The 21,528-nt window shown below is 66.2% G+C and carries 18 protein-coding genes; 6 read left to right on the forward strand and 12 right to left on the reverse strand.

Annotation, left to right across the window (positions count from 1 at the left end):
- Positions 1–26: 26 nt before the first annotated feature.
- Together A1351_RS08505 and A1351_RS08510 are read right to left on the reverse strand one after the other, a co-directional pair.
- Complete coding sequence (locus A1351_RS08505; protein WP_064032800.1) at positions 27–965, reverse strand: hypothetical protein; 939 nt, start codon at positions 963–965, stop codon at positions 27–29.
- A gap of 134 nt (positions 966–1,099) precedes the next feature.
- Positions 1,100–2,116, reverse strand: coding sequence for an outer membrane protein (locus A1351_RS08510; protein WP_024880516.1), 1,017 nt, complete (start codon positions 2,114–2,116; stop codon positions 1,100–1,102).
- Positions 2,117–2,415: 299 nt separating this feature from the next.
- On the opposite strand from A1351_RS08510, the gene A1351_RS08515 reads away from it, so the two are divergent.
- Positions 2,416–3,693 carry a cystathionine gamma-synthase family protein gene (locus tag A1351_RS08515; protein WP_026598999.1) on the forward strand — a complete coding sequence of 426 codons (1,278 nt, stop codon included), beginning with the start codon at positions 2,416–2,418 and terminating at the stop codon, positions 3,691–3,693.
- Here the strand turns inward: A1351_RS08515 and A1351_RS08520 are convergent.
- Positions 3,678–3,908, reverse strand: a complete 231-nt coding sequence (locus tag A1351_RS08520; protein WP_024880514.1) for a hypothetical protein — start codon at positions 3,906–3,908, stop codon at positions 3,678–3,680. The genes A1351_RS08515 and A1351_RS08520 overlap by 16 nt on opposite strands.
- Positions 3,909–4,112: 204 nt before the next feature.
- Between A1351_RS08520 and A1351_RS08525 the strand changes: the two genes are divergently transcribed.
- The 3 genes from A1351_RS08525 to A1351_RS08535 are packed head-to-tail and all read left to right on the forward strand — an operon-like array spanning position 4,113 to position 6,399.
- Positions 4,113–4,460 carry an antibiotic biosynthesis monooxygenase gene (locus tag A1351_RS08525; protein WP_024880513.1) on the forward strand — a complete coding sequence of 116 codons (348 nt, stop codon included), beginning with the start codon at positions 4,113–4,115 and terminating at the stop codon, positions 4,458–4,460.
- The gene (locus A1351_RS08530; protein WP_064032760.1) at positions 4,457–5,701 is read left to right on the forward strand and encodes a DUF2325 domain-containing protein; all 1,245 of its coding nucleotides are present in this window, start codon (positions 4,457–4,459) and stop codon (positions 5,699–5,701) included. The genes A1351_RS08525 and A1351_RS08530 overlap by 4 nt, the downstream gene beginning before the upstream one ends.
- A gap of 8 nt (positions 5,702–5,709) precedes the next feature.
- Entirely contained in the window at positions 5,710–6,399 is a 690-nt protein-coding gene (locus tag A1351_RS08535; RefSeq protein WP_134188078.1) for a 4'-phosphopantetheinyl transferase superfamily protein, read from the forward strand.
- On the opposite strand, the gene A1351_RS08540 is transcribed toward A1351_RS08535, so the two are convergent.
- The gene (locus tag A1351_RS08540; protein WP_064032761.1) at positions 6,382–8,412 is read right to left on the reverse strand and encodes a thioredoxin domain-containing protein; all 2,031 of its coding nucleotides are present in this window, start codon (positions 8,410–8,412) and stop codon (positions 6,382–6,384) included. The genes A1351_RS08535 and A1351_RS08540 overlap by 18 nt on opposite strands.
- A 134-nt stretch (positions 8,413–8,546) precedes the next feature.
- Here A1351_RS08540 and A1351_RS08545 point away from each other — a divergent pair, with 134 nt between their 5' ends.
- On the forward strand, positions 8,547–10,154 hold the full coding sequence (locus A1351_RS08545; protein WP_026598995.1) for an FAD-dependent oxidoreductase: 1,608 nt from the start codon (positions 8,547–8,549) through the stop codon (positions 10,152–10,154).
- Here A1351_RS08545 and A1351_RS08550 read toward each other — a convergent pair.
- From A1351_RS08550 to A1351_RS08570, 5 genes are all read right to left on the reverse strand, one after another.
- On the reverse strand, positions 10,130–10,426 hold the full coding sequence (locus A1351_RS08550; RefSeq protein WP_064032762.1) for a hypothetical protein: 297 nt from the start codon (positions 10,424–10,426) through the stop codon (positions 10,130–10,132). The genes A1351_RS08545 and A1351_RS08550 overlap by 25 nt on opposite strands.
- A gap of 122 nt (positions 10,427–10,548) precedes the next feature.
- Entirely contained in the window at positions 10,549–10,953 is a 405-nt protein-coding gene (locus tag A1351_RS08555) for a PRC-barrel domain-containing protein (RefSeq protein WP_064032763.1), read from the reverse strand.
- 70 nt (positions 10,954–11,023) lie between these two features.
- Positions 11,024–13,327 carry an amylo-alpha-1,6-glucosidase gene (locus A1351_RS08560; protein WP_064032764.1) on the reverse strand — a complete coding sequence of 768 codons (2,304 nt, stop codon included), beginning with the start codon at positions 13,325–13,327 and terminating at the stop codon, positions 11,024–11,026.
- Positions 13,281–14,468: a glycosyltransferase family 4 protein gene (locus A1351_RS08565; RefSeq protein WP_024880505.1), complete on the reverse strand. Its 1,188-nt coding sequence runs from the start codon at positions 14,466–14,468 to the stop codon at positions 13,281–13,283. Before A1351_RS08565 ends, A1351_RS08560 begins: the two co-directional genes overlap by 47 nt.
- 69 nt (positions 14,469–14,537) lie before the next feature.
- A complete protein-coding gene (locus A1351_RS08570; protein WP_064032765.1) occupies positions 14,538–16,130 on the reverse strand; it encodes a CHAD domain-containing protein in 1,593 nt (530 codons plus the stop codon).
- Between the two features lie 206 nt (positions 16,131–16,336).
- Here A1351_RS08570 and A1351_RS08575 point away from each other — a divergent pair, with 206 nt between their 5' ends.
- Positions 16,337–17,188 carry a nickel/cobalt efflux transporter gene (locus A1351_RS08575; RefSeq protein ID WP_064032766.1) on the forward strand — a complete coding sequence of 284 codons (852 nt, stop codon included), beginning with the start codon at positions 16,337–16,339 and terminating at the stop codon, positions 17,186–17,188.
- 10 nt (positions 17,189–17,198) lie between these two features.
- Here A1351_RS08575 and A1351_RS08580 read toward each other — a convergent pair whose 3' ends face one another.
- The 3 genes from A1351_RS08580 to A1351_RS08590 are packed head-to-tail and all read right to left on the reverse strand — an operon-like array spanning position 17,199 to position 21,431.
- Positions 17,199–18,065, reverse strand: coding sequence for an NAD(P)-dependent oxidoreductase (locus A1351_RS08580; protein WP_026598990.1), 867 nt, complete (start codon positions 18,063–18,065; stop codon positions 17,199–17,201).
- Positions 18,066–18,075: 10 nt separating this feature from the next.
- Positions 18,076–20,907, reverse strand: coding sequence for a heavy metal translocating P-type ATPase (locus A1351_RS08585; RefSeq protein ID WP_064032767.1), 2,832 nt, complete (start codon positions 20,905–20,907; stop codon positions 18,076–18,078).
- Between the two features lie 38 nt (positions 20,908–20,945).
- A complete protein-coding gene (locus tag A1351_RS08590; protein WP_064032768.1) occupies positions 20,946–21,431 on the reverse strand; it encodes an isoprenylcysteine carboxylmethyltransferase family protein in 486 nt (161 codons plus the stop codon).
- Between the last annotated feature and the right edge of the window lie 97 nt (positions 21,432–21,528).

Consider the following 21,528-nt stretch of genomic DNA (forward strand, 5'->3'; position numbering starts at 1 on the left):
TGAGGGGACGCGGGCCAAAGGGGCCGCTATCCGCCGTTCAACACGGCCGCGACGCCGGCGACCAGCATCGCCAGGCCGAGCCATTCCCGCGCTCCGGTCTTTTGCGCGAACATGCGGCGCGTGACCATTTGCGCGAACAAGACTTCGATCAGCGCCAGCGTGCGCACGCGCGGCGCGGTTTCGAGAGCGAAGGCCAGGAACCAGAACAGCGTCGCAAAGGCGCCGAGCAGTCCCGCCGACAGCGATTCCCGCCATTGAGCGACGATGGCGAAAAGGCCCCCGCGGTCGAAGACGCCCAGATAGAGCAAGATCAGAGCCGTTTGCAAGACGAGGCCGAGAACCAGCTCGGTCGCGGCCGCGACCATGATGGAGGGGCCGCCGAGCGCCAGCACGCCCTCGCGATACAGAACGGTGGAGCCGCCGAACAGCGCCGCCGCGGCGAGGCCGTAGAAAATCGGCCGCCAAGTGGCGCCTCGCAGCGCCGCCGCGGGATCGGGCAGCGACAGAGCGAGCACGCCCAATGTCGCGCAGAATGCGCCGAGCGCGAGCGCCGGCGTCGCAGCCTCGCCGAGGAACAATAGTCCGAAGACGACGAGCTGCGCCGCTTCCGTCTTCAGCAACGCCGTCACGATGACGAAGGAGCGCTCCTTCATCGAGACGAGCATCAACGCCGTCGCCGCGATCTGCAGCGCGGCCGCCGCTGCGATGACGAGCAGAGTGTGCGCTCGAGGCGCCGGCGGCGGGACATTGGCGATGGCGCAGGCGCCGGCGAGAATGAGAAAGGCGAAGGGACAGCCGAAAAGAAAGCGCACGAAGGTCGCGCATGCGGCGCCGAGCTTATCGGTGAGATCGCGCTGCAGAGCGTTGCGCAGCGTCTGTCCGCCCGCAGCGATGAGAGTGAATGCGACCCAGGCCCAGGCGGGAGCGAAGATCACGGGCGCGAAGATCACGGGAGCGGAGATCATTTGCGGCGGAGCTTTCGTTGCGTCGCCGTCTTCTAGCGCGAACCGCTCCGAAATATCCACGCCGAACTCTGCGCGACAAACGAAAAGCCCGGCCGTGACGGCCGGGCTATCGCGACTTCAAAGCGAAGGTCGGATCAATATCTCGCGACGACCGCCACCGGCGGCGCCGACACGAAGTGATAGTTGATGCCGACGCGCGCGATGTGTCCGTCGAATTTCACGCGCGTGATGCCTTGGTTGATCGAGGTGAGCGCCGGCGAGGTGAAGCCGAGCACCGTCAGCTGCGGGCCGACCGCGGCGAGCGGGCCATTGAGATAACGGACCTCGCCGAGATCATAGTAGAGATATTCCGCCTTGAAGCTCAGGTTCGGAGCGAACAGCCATTCGATGCCGCCGCCGACCGTCCAGCCGATGCGCGACTCGTTGTAGCGTCCGATGCCGCCGATCGAGGCATAGGGCACGCTGAGGGCGGCCACCTGCGCGCCGAGGACGCTCGCAGAGAGGGTGTTGTTGAGCAAAAGCGACTGGTTCGTCGTCGCCTGCACGCCGCCGTAGGCGAGACCGCCGGTGGCGTAGATCAGGAAAGACGGTCCCCAAATGTAGCCCAAACGGCCGCGAACCGTGCCGAGCCAATCAGTGCGCGTCGTCACCGTCGTCGTGCCGGCGGCGGAGCGATCGAAAGAGAGGCCGAAGGGGCCGGCCGCGACATTGAACGCGTTCCAGCTGGTGCCGCCGGTGAAGCTGTTCTCGCTGCGGATGCCGGTTCCCTGCAAATCGGCTTCGAGACCGACCAGGAAGCTGTTGCCGAATTGATAATTATAGCCGACCTGACCGCCGCCGATGAAGCCGTTGCGTTGAGCGTTCACATTGCCGCTCGCGGCCAGGGCGGCCGCGCCGGCGCCCGGATCGATCACGAAAGGAAGCAGGCCATTGTTGCCGAAAGTGTCGTAAAGATTGGCCGTGCCGACTTCGACGTTGTTCGTCGAGCCCCAGGAATAGCCGGCATTCAAACCGACATAGAATCCGGTCCACAGGGGCGGCGGCGGCAGCGGGGGCGGCAGCGGAGCCTTGAGGGCCGGCAGGTCCGCGGCCAGCGCCGCTCCAGCGGAAAGAGCCAGTGCAATCGCGGTGGCTGAGAATAACTTCTTCATCGAGGAATCCTTTTCAACAAAGTTTTGTCACCGCATGGGCCGCGCGCTGTCGCTGTCCGCTCGCCGTGGGTAATGCGGCTATTGAAATGCTAAGTCGCGCGCCGAGATTCGGTCAACGACGGTGAGCCGCAACGACGTGACATTTCATCGATTTTCTGTGACTGTGACGCACATGCGACCTTAGCGATAAAAGCTACGTATTCATTTATGTGGAGAATGTCGAAGAGACGCGCGCGAGCGTGAATTCATATAGCGAATCGAAAGCAATTTGCGCGTGCGTCGATGACAGGAGAGAGATCATGAGCAGCGAACGCTATCACAAGATCCGCATCGGCGATCATCGTCTCCACGCAGAGACGCTGATGCTCGGCTATGGCTATGATCCGGCTCTCTCCGAAGGATCGGTGAAGCCTCCGGTGTTTCTCACATCGACATTCGCTTTCCGCACGGCGGAGGATGGACGCGATTATTTCGACCATATCGCCGGCCGCGGCGCGCATGCGCGCAATGAGGCGCCGGGGCTCGTCTACTCGCGCTTCAATCATCCCAATCTCGAGATCCTCGAGGATCGCCTCGCCGTGCATGAGAATGCGGAGGCGGGCCTCGTCTTCTCATCCGGCATGTCCGCGATCGTCACGACGATCCTCGCCTATGCGAAGCCGGGCGAGGTGATTTTGCACAGCCGCCCGCTCTATGGCGGAACCGAGGTGCTGATCGGCCGCACGCTCGCGCCATTCGATATCAAAAGCGTCGGCTTCGCCGACGGGCTCGACGAGACTGTCGTGCGCAACGCCGCCGAGCGCGCGATGGCGATGGGCAATGTCGCCATGATCTTCGTCGAGACGCCGTCCAATCCGATGAACAGCCTCGTCGACATCGACATGGTGGCGCGCATCGCGCAGGACATCGGCGCGCGCCAAGGGCGCCGTCCGATTCTGTGCTGCGACAACACATTGCTCGGTCCCGTGTTTCAATCGCCGCTCGAGCATGGCGCCGATCTCTCGCTCTATTCGCTGACCAAATATGTCGGCGGCCACAGCGATCTCATCGGCGGCGCCGTCATCGGCGCGCATGCGGCGCTGGCGCCGATCCGCACGATGCGCAACGCCATAGGCACGCAGCTCGATCCGCATTCCTGCTGGATGCTGGCGCGCTCGCTGGAGACATTGTCGCTGCGCATGCGCCGCGCGGCCAGCAATGCGGCGATCGTCGCCGAATATCTCTCCGCGCATCCGAAGGTCGCGCGCGCGCATTATCCGCCGCTGCTGCCGCCGGACCATCCCGCGCGCGCGCTGATGCAGCGTCAATCGAGCTCTGCGGGCTCCACTTTCTCCTTCGATGTCGAAGGCGGCGAAAGGGAAGCTTTCGCCTTTTTGAACCGGCTGCAGATTTTCAAATTGGCGGTGAGCCTCGGCGGCACGGAGTCGCTCGTGTGTCATCCAGCGACCACCGTGCATTCTGGATTGGCGGAGGAGGCGCGACGCGAGATCGGCATCACGCCGGCGCTGGTGCGCATGTCGATCGGCATAGAGCATCCAGACGATCTCGTCGCCGATATCGCTCAGGCGTTCTCCTGAGCGATCGCGTCGCCGCGCATGACGCGCGCTGCGAAATCGTCGCAGCGTCGCCGCAGGCACTCGTCGGGACATTCGGTCGCGTAATGCTCGCCGAGGGCGGCGAGACAAAATCGCGCGAGCGCGCTCTCGTCGCTTCGCGCGCCTGCGGGCGCGGCGCGCGCCGCCGCATCGAGCAGAGCGTCGATCTTGTTCCGCTCGCCTTCTATATCGCACATGGCCTTCTCCTTTCGCGTTCGCCGCGCCGATGATGGCGGCGTTTCTGGCGATATCGTGGAGCTGCGGCTGGAAAGCTTGCAGAGTAGGATTTTGGAAATCTTGCAGCCTCCTCGGCCGAGGCGGGGCTTGATCGCAGCGCGGCGGCGGGCGACGATGGCCTCCAATTCCGGCCGCCATGCGCGGCCGACGAAAAGGAGCTCGGCATGTTCATCGCAATGAATCGGTTCAAGGTGGTCAAGGGCGAGGAAAAGGCGTTCGAGCAGATTTGGGCGTCGCGCCGCACGCGCCTCGAGGAGATGGAGGGCTTCCTCTCCTTCCATCTGCTGCGCGGGCCGGAGCGCGAGGATCACACGCTCTACGCCTCGCATACGATGTGGGAGACCAAGGCGAGCTTCCTCGCCTGGACGACGTCGCAGCAATTCCGCGATTCGCATAAGGACGCCGGCAAGAACAAGCCGCTCTATGTCGGCCATCCAGAATTCGAGGGTTTCGACGCCGTGCTCGCGCAGACCAATGCGCGTGACGATTTGGCGGTGGAGACGGCGCCATGAGCGAGCGGCGGCCTCTCGTTTCATTGAGCGTGCTGAAATCCGCCATGGCGAGCGAGGGCTTCGAGCTCGCGCCCGCCGCGCGGCGGGAGGCGGGCGCACGCCGCCGCATATGGGAGATCATCGGCGCGTCGCATTGCTCGATCGTCGGCACTTGTCTGACGATCGCGGAATTGCGCAAGATCGCGCGGCGCACCGGCTTCCTCGGCGAGGAAGCGCGCTACAATGATTACCAGGTGCATGGCCTCTTCGTCGAGAAGATGCATGATGAGAACATCGTCTCGCGCGCCGTGCAGAAGCATCTCGACACGCGCTATGAAGGCGCGATCCGTAAGGCCAAGGCGCTCGACGGCGAGGAGGCGCTGCTCGCCTATTGGGAGAGCGCGGTCGACAATGGCTTCGTGCCCGGCGCCTATTGGGCGCTGATCGGCCATCCGCGGCTCACGCCCGGTGTGGAGACGCGCATTTTCGGCGATATTCACATGATGTCGCATCTGAGCGGCGCCGCGCATCGCGGCGACGCTCGCGAGGTGGCCGAAGCGCGACGCGAGAAGGCCGAGATCGCGCGGCGTCTCGCCAGCGTCATCGCCGAGCGCAATGACGAGCTGACTGTGCTGCGCGACGAGATCGCCCGGCTCGGCGCGCAGCTTCGCGAGGCGCGCACGCTCGCCGCCGAATGCGAGAGTCTGCGCCGCGAGGTCGACATTTTGCGCGCGGCGGAGCGCAGCGACGAGACATTGCGCGAGCTCGCGGCGCTCCGCCTCTCGCATGCCGAATTGCGCGAGGATCATACGCGCCTCGAGCGCCGCCTCGAGCGGACGAAGGCGAAGGAGACGCGCGCCGCCCCGGCGCCGATCGTTTCCGAGATCGCCGTGGCGGCGGCGCCCATCGCCGACGAGCCGCGCGAGAGCGAAACGGATCTGTGCGGCCGCTGCCTGCTCTATGTCGGCGGCCGGCCGCGCACAGTGTGCCGGCTGCAGCGTCTCGTCGAGCAGCGCAATGGGTCGCTCATCCATCATGACGGCGGCGTGGAGGACAATCGCGCCATGCTGAGCGAGCTGGTGCGACGCGCCGACGCCGTGTTCTTTCCCGTCGATTGCGTCAGCCATCGCGCTGTCGGCGCAGTGAAGAGCTTGTGCGAAAGCCATGGCATTCCCTATTGTCCGCTGCGCAGCGCGAGCGCTTCGGCTTTCGAGAGAGCGATCGAGACGCTCGCCGCGCCGGTCGCGGAGGCGCAGCGATAGGGGGACGCGTGACGCATCCATTGGCGCATGCAGTGGCGCATTCTTGGGCTCCCGCGGTGAGCGAAGGGCGGATCGAGATCACGCGTCTCGATTTCGATCTCGCCGCGCCCTGGTCCGAGGCCGATTGGGACACGCTGAGCGTGGAGGAGCGCGAGAGAGCGTTGCGCTTCTTGCGGCATGAGGATCGGCTGCGCATGATCTCGACGCGCGCGGCTCTGCGGCGTCTCATCGGCGAGAGGCTCGGCGTCGAACCGGCGGCGCTGCGCTTCGACGCCGGGGCTTACGGCAAGCTCGGGCTCGCCGGAGCGGGCGTCTTCTTCAATGTCTCGCATTCCAGCGCTTGCGCGCTCATCGCCGTCTCGCGTCATTGGGAGGTCGGCGTCGACATAGAGCGCGCGGATCGAAAGGTGGATGTCGCCGGTCTCTCCTCCATCGCCTTGACGCGAGAAGAGCGCGAAGGGATCGACGCCGCCGGCTTTTTCGAGCGTTGGGTGGCCAAGGAGGCGGCGCTGAAGGCGCTCGGCCTCGGCATAACGGAGAAGCTGCAGGCCTTCTCTGTGTGGCCGGGGCAGGGCGATCTCTATGATCTGCGCCATGCCGAGGCGGATTGGGGCGATCTTCGCGTCGCGCGTCTCGAGGCGCCGCCGGGCTATGCGGCGGCGCTGGCGTGGAAGACGCCTTCAGCGCGGGGCGCGTAGCGCTTTTTCCAGCTCCGCAGCCTCGACAATGGGCAGCGAGCAGGTCGCGCCGCGGCAGACATAGGCCGCAGCTTCGCCATTGATCTGCGTCTTGCCGGCGGCCGGATGCGTTTGGGGCAGCTCGGCGCCCGGCCTCACTATGGCGAGCGTGCGGCCGGGCAGGCTCACGCCATGAACGATGCGCAGCAGCGCAGCTGTATCGCTGGCTTCGTGCGCGCCGATGATGACGATCTGCAATCCGTCGCGCAAAGTCTCGGCGCCGTTCAGCAGAGTGGAATAGCCGAGCATGCCGCGCCGCACGGCGCTGGCGAAAGCCGCGAGCATGGATTCGGCGCGGGCGCGATAGCGATCGTCGCCAGTGAGATGATAGAGCTGCGCCAGAACATGCGTCATCGTCCCATTGCCAGACGGCAAGGGGGCGTCCTCGGCGATTTTCGAGCGGCGGATCAGCGCTTCCGCGTCGTCGGCGGTGAAGAAATAGCCGCCGGCGCTGGCGTCGCGATAATGCGTCTCGACGATCTCGATCCAATCGCGTCCGCGCTCGAGGAAACGCGCTTCGCCGGTCGCGTCATGGAGCGCCAGAGCGGCGCGCGTGAGATCGGCGTAATCGTCCAGCACGGCCATATGTTTCGCGCGGCCGGCGCCATAGGAGTGCAGCAGCCTTCCGTCGGCGGTCGTCATTTTCGCGGCGATGAAATCGAAGGCCGCGGTCGCCGCAGCGAGCCAGTCGTTCCGCTCGAAGACCTGCGCGGCGCTGGCTATTGCGGCGATCATCAGCCCGTTCCAATCGGCGAGCGCCTTGTCGTCGCGGCCCGGCCGCACGCGCGCCGCGCGCGCCGCCAAAAGCTTTGCGCGATCCAGAGCGAGCGCGGCTTCTTCTTCCGCCGACAGCAGTTCCATCGAATGCAGGCGATTGGGAATGGATTTGCCTTCCCAATTGCCGCCGTCCTCTATGTCGTAGACGGCGCGGAACGCCGCGGCGCGCTCGCCGAGAACGGCGTCTGCTTTGGCCGCGGTCCAGACATAGAATTTGCCTTCTTCATGCTCGCTGTCGGCGTCGAGGCTGCTCGCGAAGACGCCTTCTGCGAGGCGCATTTCGCGCAGCGCCCAGTCGATGGTTTCCTCTATGCGCGCGGCGTAGAGCGGCTTCTTCTCTTCTTGCCAGACGAGCGTCAGCAGATCGACGAGCTGGGCGTTGTCATAGAGCATTTTCTCGAAATGGGGGACGAGCCAGCGCTCATCGGTCGAATAGCGCGCGAAGCCGCCCGCGAGATGATCGTAGATGCCGCCCTGGCAAATATGATCGAGCGTCGTCACCACGGCCTCGCGATAAGAGGCGCGTCCCGTGCGCTTCCACGCGCGCCAGAGAAATTCGAGGCTCGCCGCCTGCGGAAATTTCGGCGCGCCGCCGACGCCGCCATTGACGCGATCGATATAGCCGTCGAGCTTTTCGGCGATCGTCTCGACGAGATCGGGCGAGATCGGATCCGCCGGCGCGGTCTCGGCGAGACGATTCAGCCCGTCGCCGATCGCCGTCACATTGCGCGTCACCACCTCCGGCTTCTCGCGCCAGAGCTCGGAGATCGCCTTCAGAATATCGGCGAAGCCGGGCATTCCATAGCGCGGCTCCGGCGGAAAATAAGTGCCGCCCCAAAAGGGCTCGCCGTCCGGCGTCAGGAACATTGTGAGCGGCCAGCCGCCGCGCCGTCCGGTGAGCTGCAGCGCCTGCTGATAGAGATGGTCTATGTCCGGCCGCTCCTCGCGATCGACCTTCACATTGACGAAATTCTCGTTCATCAGCGTGGCGATCGCCTCGCTCTCGAAGCTCTCGGCCGCCATCACATGGCACCAATGGCAGGCGGCGTAGCCGCTGGAGAGCAGGATGGGCTTGCCGCGCTCTTTGGCGAGCGCCAGCGTCTCCGCCGACCACGCGCGCCAATGGACGGGATTGTCCTTGTGCTGGAGGAGATAGGGGCTCGTCTCCTCGCCGAGGCGGTTGCGGTCTTGCGTCACTGCGGTCTCTCCATCGGAGGCTTGCCGCTATTGCACGCGAGGCGCCAGCCCGGAAAGGGCGCAAAAGCGACAAAATCCCGGCACGCCCTTTGCGTCGCTTTCAGCAAAAGGCCAGACGGCTCAGGAGCTGAACGATGCTGGACGTTGTGATTGTCGGGGGCGGGGCCTGCGGCTTGGCGCTGGCGCGCGGCCTCGCCGGGGCAGGGGTGAGCTTTGCGCTCTATGAGGCGCGTCCGCGGCTCGGCGGCCGCGTGTTGTCGGTCGAGGACAAAGCCTCGGGAATGCGCGTCGATATGGGTCCGACTTGGTTCTGGCCGGACACGCAGCCGACCATCACCGCTCTGGTGAAGGAGCTCGGCCTCACGGATTTTCCGCAATATGATCCGGGCACGGCGCTGCTGCTCGCCTTCGGCGACAAAAAGCCCGAGACGCGCATGACGCCCAATCTCCATTCCGGCGCGCGTCGGCTGGAGGGCGGCATGGCCTCGCTGATCGAGGCGCTGACTGCGGCGGTTCCGGCGGAGGCGATCCATCTCTCTTCTGTGCTCCGGGCCATCGCCGATCGCGGCGATCATGTGGAGCTGACCTTCGAGTCGGACGGCAAGACCGAGACCGTGACCGCCAAGCGGGCCGTGCTGGCGCTGCCGCCGCGCCTGCTGGCCGAGCATCTCGCCTTCCAGCCGGAGCTCGATGCGCTGAGCCGCAACGCCATGCGCAGCGCGCCGACCTGGATGGCGGCGCAGGCCAAGGCCCTGGTCGGCTTCTCCGGCGCGCCGGCCTGGCGCGCGGACGAGCATTCCGGCAATGCTTTCGCCACGCATGAGCAGGCCGTTCTCGGCGAGATTTTCGACGCCTGCGACGCCAGCGGCGAGCGCGCGGCGATCGGCGGCTTCTTCGCGCTCTCCGCAGAGCTGCGGGACGCGTTCAGCGGCGGCATGTCCATGCTGATCGAAAGTCAATTCGTCCAATTGTTCGGCAGGTCGGTCGAGGATGGCGAGCAGCATGTGCAGGATTGGGCGCACGAGCCCTTCACCTGCGCGACGATCGATCTGACGCCCCCGTCCGAGCACCCCGACTATGGCGATCCGCTGCTGCGGCAGGCCTTCTGGGAGGGCAAGCTCTATCTCGGCGGCGCCGAGACCGCGCGTGAGGGCGGCGGCTATCTCGAAGGCGCGCTGGTCGCGGCCGAGCGCATAAGGCTGCGCCTTCTCGATCAGAAGGAGACGTCGACGATGATATCCGGCGAAGGCGCCTCGGGCGAGGCGCTCAACGAAGCCAGCATGGCGCGTTTCCGCGAATGGGTGAACGCCAAGCGCGCGCCCACTTTCGCCAGCTATCGCCAGCGGCTGAATTTCGGCCTCTCCAACGGCCAGAAAGAGCAGATCACCCAGCGCGCCATGCTCGGCGCGATGGAGGCGGTGCTGAAGGAGGCGCTCGCCGTGCTCGAGGGCCTGCCCTTCGATCATTCCGTCGTCTCCGTCGACAAGGGTCGCTCCGATCTGACGCCGCTGGCGCAAAAGGCCTTCGACGGCTTCATTCAGGAGCTGCTCGACGGCGTCATCGACTATAACCGAACCTCTTGCGCGCTCTCCAATTTTCCGGAGGAGCACAAGCCGTCCAAGGATTATCTCCAGGTCACGCTGCTCGACATTGCGGCGGCGTGGAAGGAGTTTTCGCTGGACGCCAATCAGGTCCTGCTCGACAAGCGCGTCGCCGATCAGCAGGCGACGCGCAGCCTCTGATAGCCGAGAAAGGCGCCCCAATTGTCGTAGACGCCCGCATTCACGAGACAGCCATTGCGGGCGTAGACGTAAGGATAGGGCGCCGGATAGCGGTAATAGTAGGAATAGGGCGTGGCGGTGAGGACGCCCGGCGTCAGCGCCGGAACCGCGCCCGGCACAGGCCCGGTGAGATCGGGAACGAAAAATCCGTCGGCCTGCGCGTAAGCGGAGGTCGACGGAGCGATGAGAAGCGCGGCGACGAGGCCGCGCGCCGCGAAGCGTCGAAGAGTCACGAGAAAATCTCCATTCGGAAAAGCGAGTCGAGAAAAAGCGCAACGCGAATCGACGATCTGAAATTTCTAACGCATAGCGGCGAAGCCTGTCGATCCTGGAGCCAGCCGCAAGGCGGCGCGCCTCAGCCCCGCGGACGCGGCTGCTCGTTCTGCCATTGCGGCGACTGCTGCTCGTCCCAATAGGGGCGCGCGTGATAGTGCTCGTGAACGCGCTTCTCCCAGTCGCGATCGGTCCAGCTGTCGTCGCTGAATTCCGGCGCATCCTGCAGCTGCTGCTCGACGATGTCGGCGATATAGCCCTCGCGCTCATTGTCATAGGAGAGCGAGTTCCACGGCAGCGGATAATGGCTGTGGCCGAGGCCGAGAAAGCCGCCGAAGCTCATCACGGCGTAGCGCACGCGGCCCGAGACCTTGTCGATCATCAGATGATCGATTTCTCCGAGCTGATTGCCGAGCCGGTCGAAGACGGTCGTGCCTTCGACATCCTCGCTGGAGACGAGATTGAAACCCGGATTGGCGCTCGCCATCGGCAGTTCCTCCTGTGGGCGCGATCGTCCCGAAGCAACGCGGCGCCGTCGGAAAGGTTCCGCCGCTCGCTCAGCCCTTGGCCGTGAGCGGATGCTCGCGCACATCTGGATCGAAGACGAGCGACACTTGGACGTCGCCGATCGTTCGCAGCACATGCAGAGAGATGGCAGAGCGCGCATCCTGCTTCAGCGCCAGATCGACGCGCGCCTCGCCGAGCGAGAGATTGCGTATGACGATCTCGCCGGCCGAGAGCGGCACGGACGGATTCACCAGGCGAATTTGTCGCGCCTTATGGTCGAACTCGAGGCCGAGCATCGTCTGGATGAAGAGGAAAGGCGCGCTCGCGGCCCAGGCCTGCGGTGAGCAGGCTGCGGGATAGAGCGTCGGGCCGCGTCCGTGACGCCGGCGAAAGCCGCAATAGAGCTCTGGAATGCGGCGCGCCTCCATATAGCTGGCCGCGCGGATCAGCGAGTCGAATACCGCCGCGACGCCCTCCTTGAAGCCATAGCGGCCGAGCCCATGCGCGATCAGCGCATTGTCATGCGGCCATATGGAGCCATTGTGATAGGACATGGGATTGTAGCGGCTTTCGCCGCGCGCCACAGTGCGCAAGCCCCAGCCCGAAAAGAACTTGGAGTCGAGCAGCCCATCGGCGACGCGCTGCGCGCGGTCCGGCCGCGCTATGCCTGCATAGAGCGCATGTCCCGCATTGCTCGTGCGCACTTTGCACTGCTTCTTCTCGCCGTCCAGCGCCAGCGCATAGCTGCCGATCTCCTCGCACCAGAAAGCCTCCTCGAAACGCACGCGCAGCGCTTCGGCGGCGCGCGCCAGCTCATCGGCGCGCGCGTGCAGGCCGAGCTCGCGCGCGCAATGCGCCGCGAGGCGCCTCGCCGCATAGACATACGCCTGCGCCTCGACCAGCGCGATCGGCCCATCCGCGAGACGCCCATCGGCGTGGAAGACGGAATCATGCGAATCCTTCCAGCCCTGATTGCGCAGGCCCTGTTCGGTATGGCGCGCATATTCGACAAAGCCGTCGCCGTCCGGGTCGCCCGGCCCGTCGATCCAGGCGAGCGCGCGCTCTATCGCGGGCCATAGCTCGCGCACCAGCGCATAATCGCCGGTGCGACGCGCGTAATAGCCGGCGAGAACGACGAAGAGCGGCGTCGAATCCACCGAGCCGTAATAGAGGCCGAAGGGCACCTCGCCGAGCGCGGCCATCTCGCCGTCGCGCATCTCGTGCAGAATCTTCCCGGGCTCGCTGTCGGCGCGCGCGTCGAAATCCTCCGCTTGATGCGCGGCGAGACGCTTCAGCACGCCGACGGCGATGCTGGGGTCGAACCACAGCATCTGCAATGCGGTGATGATGCCGTCGCGTCCGAATGTGGTCGAATACCAGGGAATGCCGGCGTAAGGATAGCTGCCGTCCGCCGTCTTGGTGAGCAGCATGCGCACATCCGCGGTCGAGCGCCAGAGGATCTGATTGAGCGTCGGATCGGCCGTCTCGACATGCGCGCTCTGGCCGGCGGCGGCTTTCAATTCTCGATGCAGGCCGGTCAATCCGTTGAAGAAGGATTGCGTCGATTTCGGCAGACGTCCGCGGCTCGCGGCGGTGAGGAAGATGGTTTGCGCCTGGCGCGGCGCGAGCCGCAGCGAATAGGTGGCGACGCTGTCGACGAGCAGCGAAGGATCGGGCTCGAAGGAGAGCGCCGTTTCGCGCAGCACGCCGTCGAGCCCGCGATAATAGAGCGCGACAGCGCCCGCCGCCAGAAGCTGCGCCCAGGCGCGTCCGCGTTGCGCGCGCCTGACGCCGCGCACCTCGAAAATATCGGCGAAATCATTGCCGAAGCCGATCGACAGATTGAGCCGAACCTCCTCGGCGCTCTGATTGGAGACCTCGAGCCGTTCGCGCAGCGAGCCGTCCTTGAGGTAGAGCGTGCGCGAGACATAGACCGAGTCTTTCAGCAGCGCGATCTTCTCGTCGCGGAAAATGTCGGGATTGGTGAGATCGACATAAAAGCTCAGATTGTCGTCGCGTATGGCGGAGTCGAGCAGCAAGGGCTGCGCGCCTTCGATCAAGAGCTCGAGATGCGAGAGATAGCGCGTGTCGTGATCGAAGAGCCCGTCCGGCCCGCCCGCCGTCGCGCCAATGTCGCCATGGCTGTCGAATACGGCGAATGTGTCGTCGTGCTTGAGCGTGCGGCGCGGCCGCGAGGGCGGGCCGGTCGCCGGAATATAGAATTGCAGCTCATGCGCCTGCGGCGCATCGGCGCCGGCGTCCGGCGGCGCGCCGGAATCTTGCGCGTGGCGCGCTGGCGCGCTCTCGCTAGCGCGGGGGATATGAGTCGTCCGGTTCGATTTGTTCCTCGACATTCCTGCTGAAATAGGTCGGCGGCAGCACAATGGGATGCGCGCGCAGCTCGGCCGGCGCCGGCGCGCGCAGCAGGCGGCGGTAGATGGCCACATATTCCGCCGCCATTCGCGCGGCGGAAAAGCGCATCTCGAAGCGTCGCCGGATCTGCGCGCGGTCGAGCGCGAGCACGCGTCCGAGGCGCGCGATCGCCTCCTCGACATTGTCCACCAGCGCGCCGGTGACGCCCTCCTCGATGATCTCCGGCGCGGAGCCGCGACGAAAGGCCAGCACTGGCGTGCCGCAGGCCATGGCCTCGATCATGACGAGGCCGAAAGGCTCGGGCCATTCGATCGGAAACAGCAGCGCGCGCGCCTCGCCGAGAAAGCGGCTCTTGCGACGGTCGTCGATCTCGCCGACGAACTCGATTCCGGGAAGCGACAGCAGCGGCTCGATGCGCTCGTGGAAATAGGCCTTGTCCGGCAGATCGACCTTGGCCGCGATCTCGAGCGGCAGGCCGACGGCGCGCGCGATGGCGATTGCGTGATCGAGACCTTTCTCCGGCGAGGCGCGGCCGAGAAAGGCAAGATAATCGCCCGCAGGACGCAGCGTCGGCGTGAGCAGATCGAGCGGCAGGCCGTTCATTACAGTCCCGACGAAATTGGCGTGCGGAACCGCTTCGCGTTGCGAGTCCGATATGGATACGAGCGGCATTTCCGGAAAGCCGGCGTAGAGGCGCTCGAGATCGGGAAGGTCCTGGCGTCCGTGCAGCGTCGTCAGCGTATGCGCCGCAATGTCGCGAAACAGCGGAAAATGCAGCTGATCGATATGAAAATGCAAAATGTCGAATCGCGAGGCCATGCGGCGCACGCGATCGAGCATCAGCAGATAGCTCGGCGTCGGATCGCTCGCGCGCATCTGGCGCAGCGGCAGGTCGCTGCAGGGGATGTGTCGCGCGGAAGTGACGGAGCCGCCGCTCGAAAAGAGCGTGACCTCATGGCCCTGCGCGACGAGCTCCTCGGTGAGAAAGGAGACGATGCGCTCCGTTCCGCCATAGAGACGCGGCGGCACGCTTTCGATCAATGGCGCGATCTGGGCGATTTTGAGAGGCGGCGGCCGCGTCCATTCGATCGGCGCGCGCCACTGCTGGTGCAATGTGTTCATTTGGAGAGTCAACGCTTCGCGCGCGTCTTGGTTCCTCGCGCGTGCTCTCGCGCGTCGCGGGCGCGCGCCTCAGCGCCAGAAGGTCTCGAGCTTCTTCAAAGATTTCTCGGTCTTCTTCCAGTCCGCAGCGGCGCCCCCGCGCGCATGCGCGCACCAGCCCACGGCGAAGGCGCTCGCCGGCGCGAGAGCGACGTCGGATTCGCCGAGATCGCGCAGCAGCTCGGCCGCGACCGTGAGATCATTGAAGGCGCCGAGCTCGTCCTGCAGCGCGGCCGTGCGCCGCAGATAGCGGCGCGCTTTTGCTTGCGAATCGAAGAGGGACTGGAAAAACTCGGCGGCGTAGCGCGCCTTCTTGAAGGCGATGCGCGCATGGTGCCGCTGCTCGGGCGTCAGCGCGGCGAGGTCGCGGCTCTTCTTCAGCGCGCGGCGATGCAGCCGATCGAGCGAGCGCGTGGCGAATTGCTTCGCCGAGCCGGGCGCGCTCGTATCGAGCGCTGCGCGTCCGTCGCCGCCGGGATGCGGGCGCCAATTTCTGGCGGCGAGCGCGGCGCGCAGATCGACGACGAATTGCGTCGTCTGCGGCGCGGCGACGAGCGCTGCGACCGCGGCATGCGCCTCTATGCGTCGCCGCTCGGCCGCATCGAGCAGCGCATAGAAGCTCGGCTCGCCATTGGCCTGGGCGAGCGGACCGGCGACCAGCATATCGACGAGCACATCGAGATTGCGCGCCGCGCCGAGCGTCGCCGATATTTCCTTCGCGCGCGCGGCGGCGGTTTCCAGCGCCTCGCTCACGACTCCGCGGCGCAGCATGCCGACGCCGGCGCGCAAGCGTCGCAGCGACACGCGCATCTGGTGAATGGCTTCTTCCGGCGCCTGAAATTGCAGCGCCGGCCAATTGGCGACGAATTGATCGAGACAGGCGGAGAGCGCCGCGACGATCGCTTCGTCCAGCGAAGCGTCCTCGGCGAGCGTCGGTCGCCGCGCTTTCACCGGCGCGACGCCGGCGCCGGTCGCGCGCGCCAGCGCGAGCTCGGCCTCGCTCATCGGCAGAAAGCGCGCGTTCATGCGCGGCGCGAGCTCGGCGGCGACGTTCCAGAATTCTTCCTCGGCGCCCTCGATGAGCTGCAGCTCGATCTCGTGGAAATTGGCGCGGCGTCCGCCGCACTCGACGAAGCCGTCGTCGAAGTAGACGGCGATGCGCGTATGCGCGCGCTCGACGAGGCGCTCGCGTCGCTCCGTCTCGGCGACGCTGCGCGCCTCCAGCGGCCGATCGGCGATCGAGCGGCGCAGCGGCTCGGAGAAGCCGAGCATCTTGCCGACCTCGAGCGTCGGCACGCGCAGCTCGATAGAGCCGCGCACGCCCGGCGCCGTAGGCCGCGACCAGCTCAGCTCGACGAAAGCGGCGCCGTGCATCTCATAGCCGCGCAGCTGAATATTCTGCTTGCGCAGATCATTGACGGCAGTGTCGAAAATAATCGAGCGAATGCGTCGCGTCGGCCGCGAGACGGCGCCGATCGTGAGGCTCTCGCTGCGCGCCGCGGCGGTCATGCCGGCGCGATCGGTTCCAAAGCGGATGCGCGGACCTTCGCCGCTGCGCCGGCTCCGCAAGGCGCGCCGGGTCGCCTCCTGGGCGGCCGCGCTCGACGCGAGTTGGCGATCCATATGAAACCGTGCGGCTTTCGGGCTCGATGCGGAGAGTTTCGGCTCTCGCGACGGGCCGGTCAAGAGGCGGGACAGGGATTAGATGTGGCGCGGACGGCGATTTCGCTATTCATGCTTACCGCGGCAAAAGCGCCGCGCGCCCAGAAGAGGGACTTAACCGGCGGCCCGAAAGTCAGTATATGCCACGGGCGGAGAATAGAGGGCGCATGGCGAATCTCGCGGATTTGTTTCGGGACGGCGCGGCCAACGCCTGGCTGTTCGCGCCGACGGCGGTCGCGCTCGGCGCGCTGCACGGCCTCGAGCCCGGCCATTCCAAGACGATGATGGCGGCCTTCATCGTCGCGGTGCGCGGCACGGTCGGTCAGGCGATTCTTCTCGGCCTCTCGGCGACGCTCTCGCATACGACGATCGTGTGGATCGTCGCGCTCACCGGGCTCTATCTCGGCGCGCATTGGAACGCAGAGGCCAATGAGCCCTATCTGCAAATCGCCTCCGGCGCGCTGATCCTCTCCGTCGCCGCCTGGATGACATGGCGCATCTGGCGCGACCGTCCGCGCGCGTATGCTCACGATCATTCGCATGACCACGCGCATGGACACGACCACGATCACGATCATTCGCATCGCCACGCGCACGACCATGCCGCCGCGGAGAGCGCTTCGCTGCTTCTCGACGAGGAGACGATGGATGCGCATGAGCGCGCCCATGCCGAGGACATTAAGCGACGCTTCGCCTCCCGCCATGTGACGACGGGACAGATCATCGTGTTCGGCCTCACCGGCGGGCTCATCCCATGCCCGGCCTCGATCACCGTGCTCCTTCTCTGCCTTCAGCTCGGGCAGATGGCGCTGGGCGCGGCTTTGGTGCTGTGCTTCAGCATCGGCCTCGCGCTCACAATGGTCGCAGTCGGCGTCGTCGCGGCGCTCGGCGTGCGTCATGCTTCGGACCGCTGGTCCGGCTTCGAGCAGATCGCCGGCAAGGCGCCCTATTTCTCGAGCGCGCTGATCTCCATCGTGGGGCTGTACACGCTCTATTCGGGCTTTGCGGCGCTGAGCTGAGCGCGCGCGCTCAGCCGCCGAAGGGGAATTTCTGCACGCCGGCGGTGATCGGCGCGTCGAGGAAGAAATCCAATATCGCCGGCTGACTCGGATCGACCGCATAGGGCGAGAAATCCGTCACGCCTTCCTCGGCGAGCACATTCACATCGATGAAGAAATTGCCGCTGCAGGCGCTCGCCGCGCGCGTCAATATCGCATGGGCGGCGTCGGCGACGATCTGCGGCTTGCGCGCGCGGCGTAGCACGGCGTCGCCGCCGAGCAGATTACCCACTGCGGCCGTGGCGATCGCCGTCTCCGGCCATAGCGAGTTCACCGCGACCTTGCCGGAAAGCTCGCGCGCGAGGCCGAGAGTGACGAGGCTCATGCCATATTTCGCCATTGTGTAAGCGAGATTGGGCGCGAACCAGCGCGGGCTCATATCGAGCGGCGGCGACAGGGTGAGAATGTGCGGATTGGCGGATTTTTTAAGATAGGGCAGCGCGAGCTTGGCGCAGAGGAAGGTCCCGCGCGCATTGATCTGATGCATCAGATCGAAGCGCTTCATCTCGATCGCTTCGACGCCGCGCAGATCGATCGCGCTCGCATTATTGACGAGAATATCGACGCCGCCGAAGATCGCCGCCGTCTTGTCGAAGGCCTCCTCCACCTGCGCGTCGAAGCGAATGTCGCAGGGCAGGGCGAGCGCCCGCCCCCCCGCTTTTTCGATCGCGGCGGCGGCGGTGTAGATGGTCCCCGGCAGCTTGGGATGCTCCGTGACGCTTTTGGCGACGATCGCCACATTGGCGCCGTCGCGCGCCGCGCGCTCCGCTATGGCGAGGCCTATGCCGCGGCTCGCGCCGGTGACGAGCAGAGTCTTGCCTGCGAGCGATCCCGCCATGGGCGCGCGCTCAGGCCGCGACCCGCGCCGGATAGCCGGCGTCGGTGATGATCTGGGCGAGACCTTCGGGGTCCTTGGGCGAGGGCGAGACCTCGACCTTGCCGGTGGCGAGGTCGATCTTCACCTGCGCCTGCGGCTCGGCCTTCTGCACCGCCTCGGTCACATGCTTCACGCATTTGCCGCAAGACATTTCCTGAACGTCGAATGTCGTCGTCATATCGTTTTCCTCCTCACTGACTTGCAGCAGCGAGCCTGAAGGCTCGCGTTCCGACGCCGCTATGGACTGCGAGCCTTCAGGCTCGCTCTCCTCCACGCTCATAGGCGTTTCAAAGCTCGTCGCGCTCGCCCCCACCGGCGGCTGGAAGCGCCGCAGCCGCAGCGCATTCGTCAGCACGAAGACGCTGGAAAACGCCATGGCGCCGGCGCCGAGCATGGGCGAGAGCAGCGTTCCATTGACGGGGTAGAGCGCGCCCGCCGCGACGGGAATCAGAATCACATTATAGGCGAAGGCCCAGAAGAGATTCTGCGCGATATTGCGCATCGTCGCGCGCGAGAGCGCGAGCGCGGCCGGCACTTTCGACACATGGCCGGACATTAGCACGACATCGGCGGCCTCGATCGCAATGTCGGTTCCCGTGCCGATGGCGATCCCGACATCGGCGGCGGCGAGCGCCGGCGCGTCATTGACGCCATCGCCGACGAAGGCGATCCTCCGCCCTTCGCGTAGGCGCTGCAACGCGGCCACCTTGCCCTCCGGCAGCACGCCGGCGATCACCTCGTCTATGCCCAGCTTCGCCGCAATGGCGCGCGCCGTGCGCTCGTCGTCGCCGGTGATCATCGCCGTGGCGACGCCTTGCGCATGCAGGGCGGCGACGGCGGCGACGCTCGTCTCCTCGAGTGCATCGGCGACGCAGAGAATGGCCGCGAGCTTTCCATCGATCGCGACATAGAGCGGCGTCTTGCCTTCCGCGGAGAGCCGCGCCGCGGTTGTGTTGAATGCTTGAATATCGAGGCCGAGCGCCGTCATGAAACGGGCGGCGCCGACGGCGATCTTGCGCCCGTCCGCCGTCGCCTCGACGCCCATTCCGGGCGTCGCCGAAAAGTCTCGCGCCTCGACGAGGGAAAGCCCCCGCGCTTTCGCGGCCGCGACCAGCGCGCCGGCGATCGGATGTTCCGAGCGCGCCTCGACGCTGGCGGCGAGCCGCAGCGCATCATCGGCGGAAACGTCGGGCGTGGCTTCGAGATCGGTGAGCTCCGGCTTGCCGCGCGTCAGCGTGCCGGTCTTGTCGAAGGCGATCAGCGTCACATCGCGCAGGCTCTGCAACGCCTCGCCCTTGCGAAACAAAATGCCGAGCTCGGCCGCGCGTCCCGTGCCGGTCATTATGGCGGCCGGCGTCGCCAGGCCCATGGCGCAGGGGCAGGCGATGATGAGCACGGCGACAGCCGCCACCAGAGCGTAAGAGACGTCGCGTTGCGGGCCGAAGGCGAGCCAGACGATGAAGGTGATGAAGGCGATGGCGAGCACGGCGGGCACGAAGACGCCGGTCACGCGATCGACCAGCGCCTGAATCGGCAGCTTGGCGCCTTGCGCCTGCTCCACCATGCGAATGACGCCGGCGAGCACAGTATCCGCGCCGACGCGCGTCGCGCGGAAGGTGAAGGCGCCGGTCGTGTTCACCGTGGCGCCGGTCACTTCCGAGCCTTTGCGCTTGCCGACGGGCGCCGGCTCGCCGGTAATCATCGATTCGTCGACATGAGAGGCGCCGTCGACGACGATTCCATCCGTCGCTATACGCTCGCCCGGCCGCACGGCGACGAAATCGCCGACGACGACATCGTCGATCGGCAGCTCGATCTGCTCGGCGCCGCGCAGCACGCGCGCGGTCTTGGGCTGCAGCGCGGCGAGCGCGCGGATCGCCTCCGATGTGCGGCCCTTGGCGCGCGCCTCCAGCGTGCGGCCGAACAGGATCAGCGTGATGATGACGACTGCGGATTCGTAATAGACATCGGCGGCGCCATGCGGCAGCAGGCTCGGCGCAAAAGTGGCGACGACGGAATAGAGATAGGCGCTCATCGTGCCGATGGCGACGAGCGAGTTCATATCCGGATGGCCGCGCCAGAGCGAGGGAAAGCCCTTCTCATAGAAGGGCCGGCCCGGCCCGACGAGCACCAGCGTCGCGAGAATGAAGGAGAGATAGCGAATGGTCTGATGGCCGATGGCGGCCATGAGCCAATCGCCGAGCCCCGGAATCGTATGCGCGCCCATCTCGAGGAAGACGACCGGCGCGCTGAGCGCCGCCGCGACGTTGAGGCGCTTGCGCAGCGACGCGGCGTCCTGCTCGCGCGCGGACCTCTCGCGATCGGCGGCTTTCGCGCCTGTCTCGAGCTCGCGCGGCTCATATCCGGCTTCCGCCACCGCGCGGCGCAGCGCCTTGGCCAGCGCCTGGGCCATGTCGCCGCCGCCGAGCGCGCGCACCCGCGCCCGCTCCGTCGCGAGATTGACCTCGGCCGCGATCACCCCCGGCACGGCGCGCAGCGCTTTTTCGACATGGGCGACGCAGGAGGCGCAGGTCATGCCGCCGACGCCGAATTCGATCGTCTCGATCGCTGGCTCATAGCCGGCCTCGTCCACCGCGCGGGCAAGCTGCGCGAGGTCTGCGTCCGGCGTGAGCGTGACATCGGCGCGCTCTGTCGCGAGATTGACCGAGGCCGAGACCACGCCCGGCGCGCCGCGCAGCACCTTCTCGACATGAGAAACGCAGGAGGCGCAGGTCATTCCGCGCACGCCGAAGGACAGATGCGCGTCGGCGGGCGAGTCTGCGCGAGTCGAGGCGTCGGCCATTGGATCAGCTCCTCTCGATTCGCTCCTCTCGCCTCAGTCTACAACCAGCGGCGCGTTCTCGCGACATAGGCGTCGAACTCTGCGCCGAACCGTTGCGACAAATGGCGCTCTTCCCGCTCTATCGCCAGCCGCTGCAGCAGAAAGGCCGCCACGGGCGTGAGCAGGAGCATCCATGTCGAGCCGAGGGCGAGGCCGAGGCCCGCGATCAGCGCCACATGCGACACATAGATGGGGTTGCGTGACCATTGGTAAGGCCCTGCGGTGACGAGGCTCGAGACGGCGCGATCGGGGCGGATCGTGGTGCCTTGCCGGCGCATCAGCGATGCGCACCAGAGATCATTGGCGAGCGCGAGCGCGACGATGAGGCCGCCGGCGATGCGCGCGCCCAGTGGCCAAGCGCCCTCGGAGAGCGGCAGAAGCAAATCGAGCAGCGCCCCGCCGGCGATCGCCGCGAGGAGCAGCAAAGGCGGCCATGCGATCCGCGACGGCGGATCGGTCTCGGCTCGGCTGTCGTCGATGGACATGGGAATCCTCTTTCTGCTCAGATCGCGTTGGCGGGAAGGTTTTTCAAGTTTCGATCGGATGAAAAGCGGTGTGTCGGGCTTTCTTGCCGTCCCGTCG

It is taken from the genome of Methylosinus sp. R-45379 (genome assembly GCF_001644125.1).
Classification (GTDB): Bacteria; Pseudomonadota; Alphaproteobacteria; order Rhizobiales; family Beijerinckiaceae; genus Methylosinus.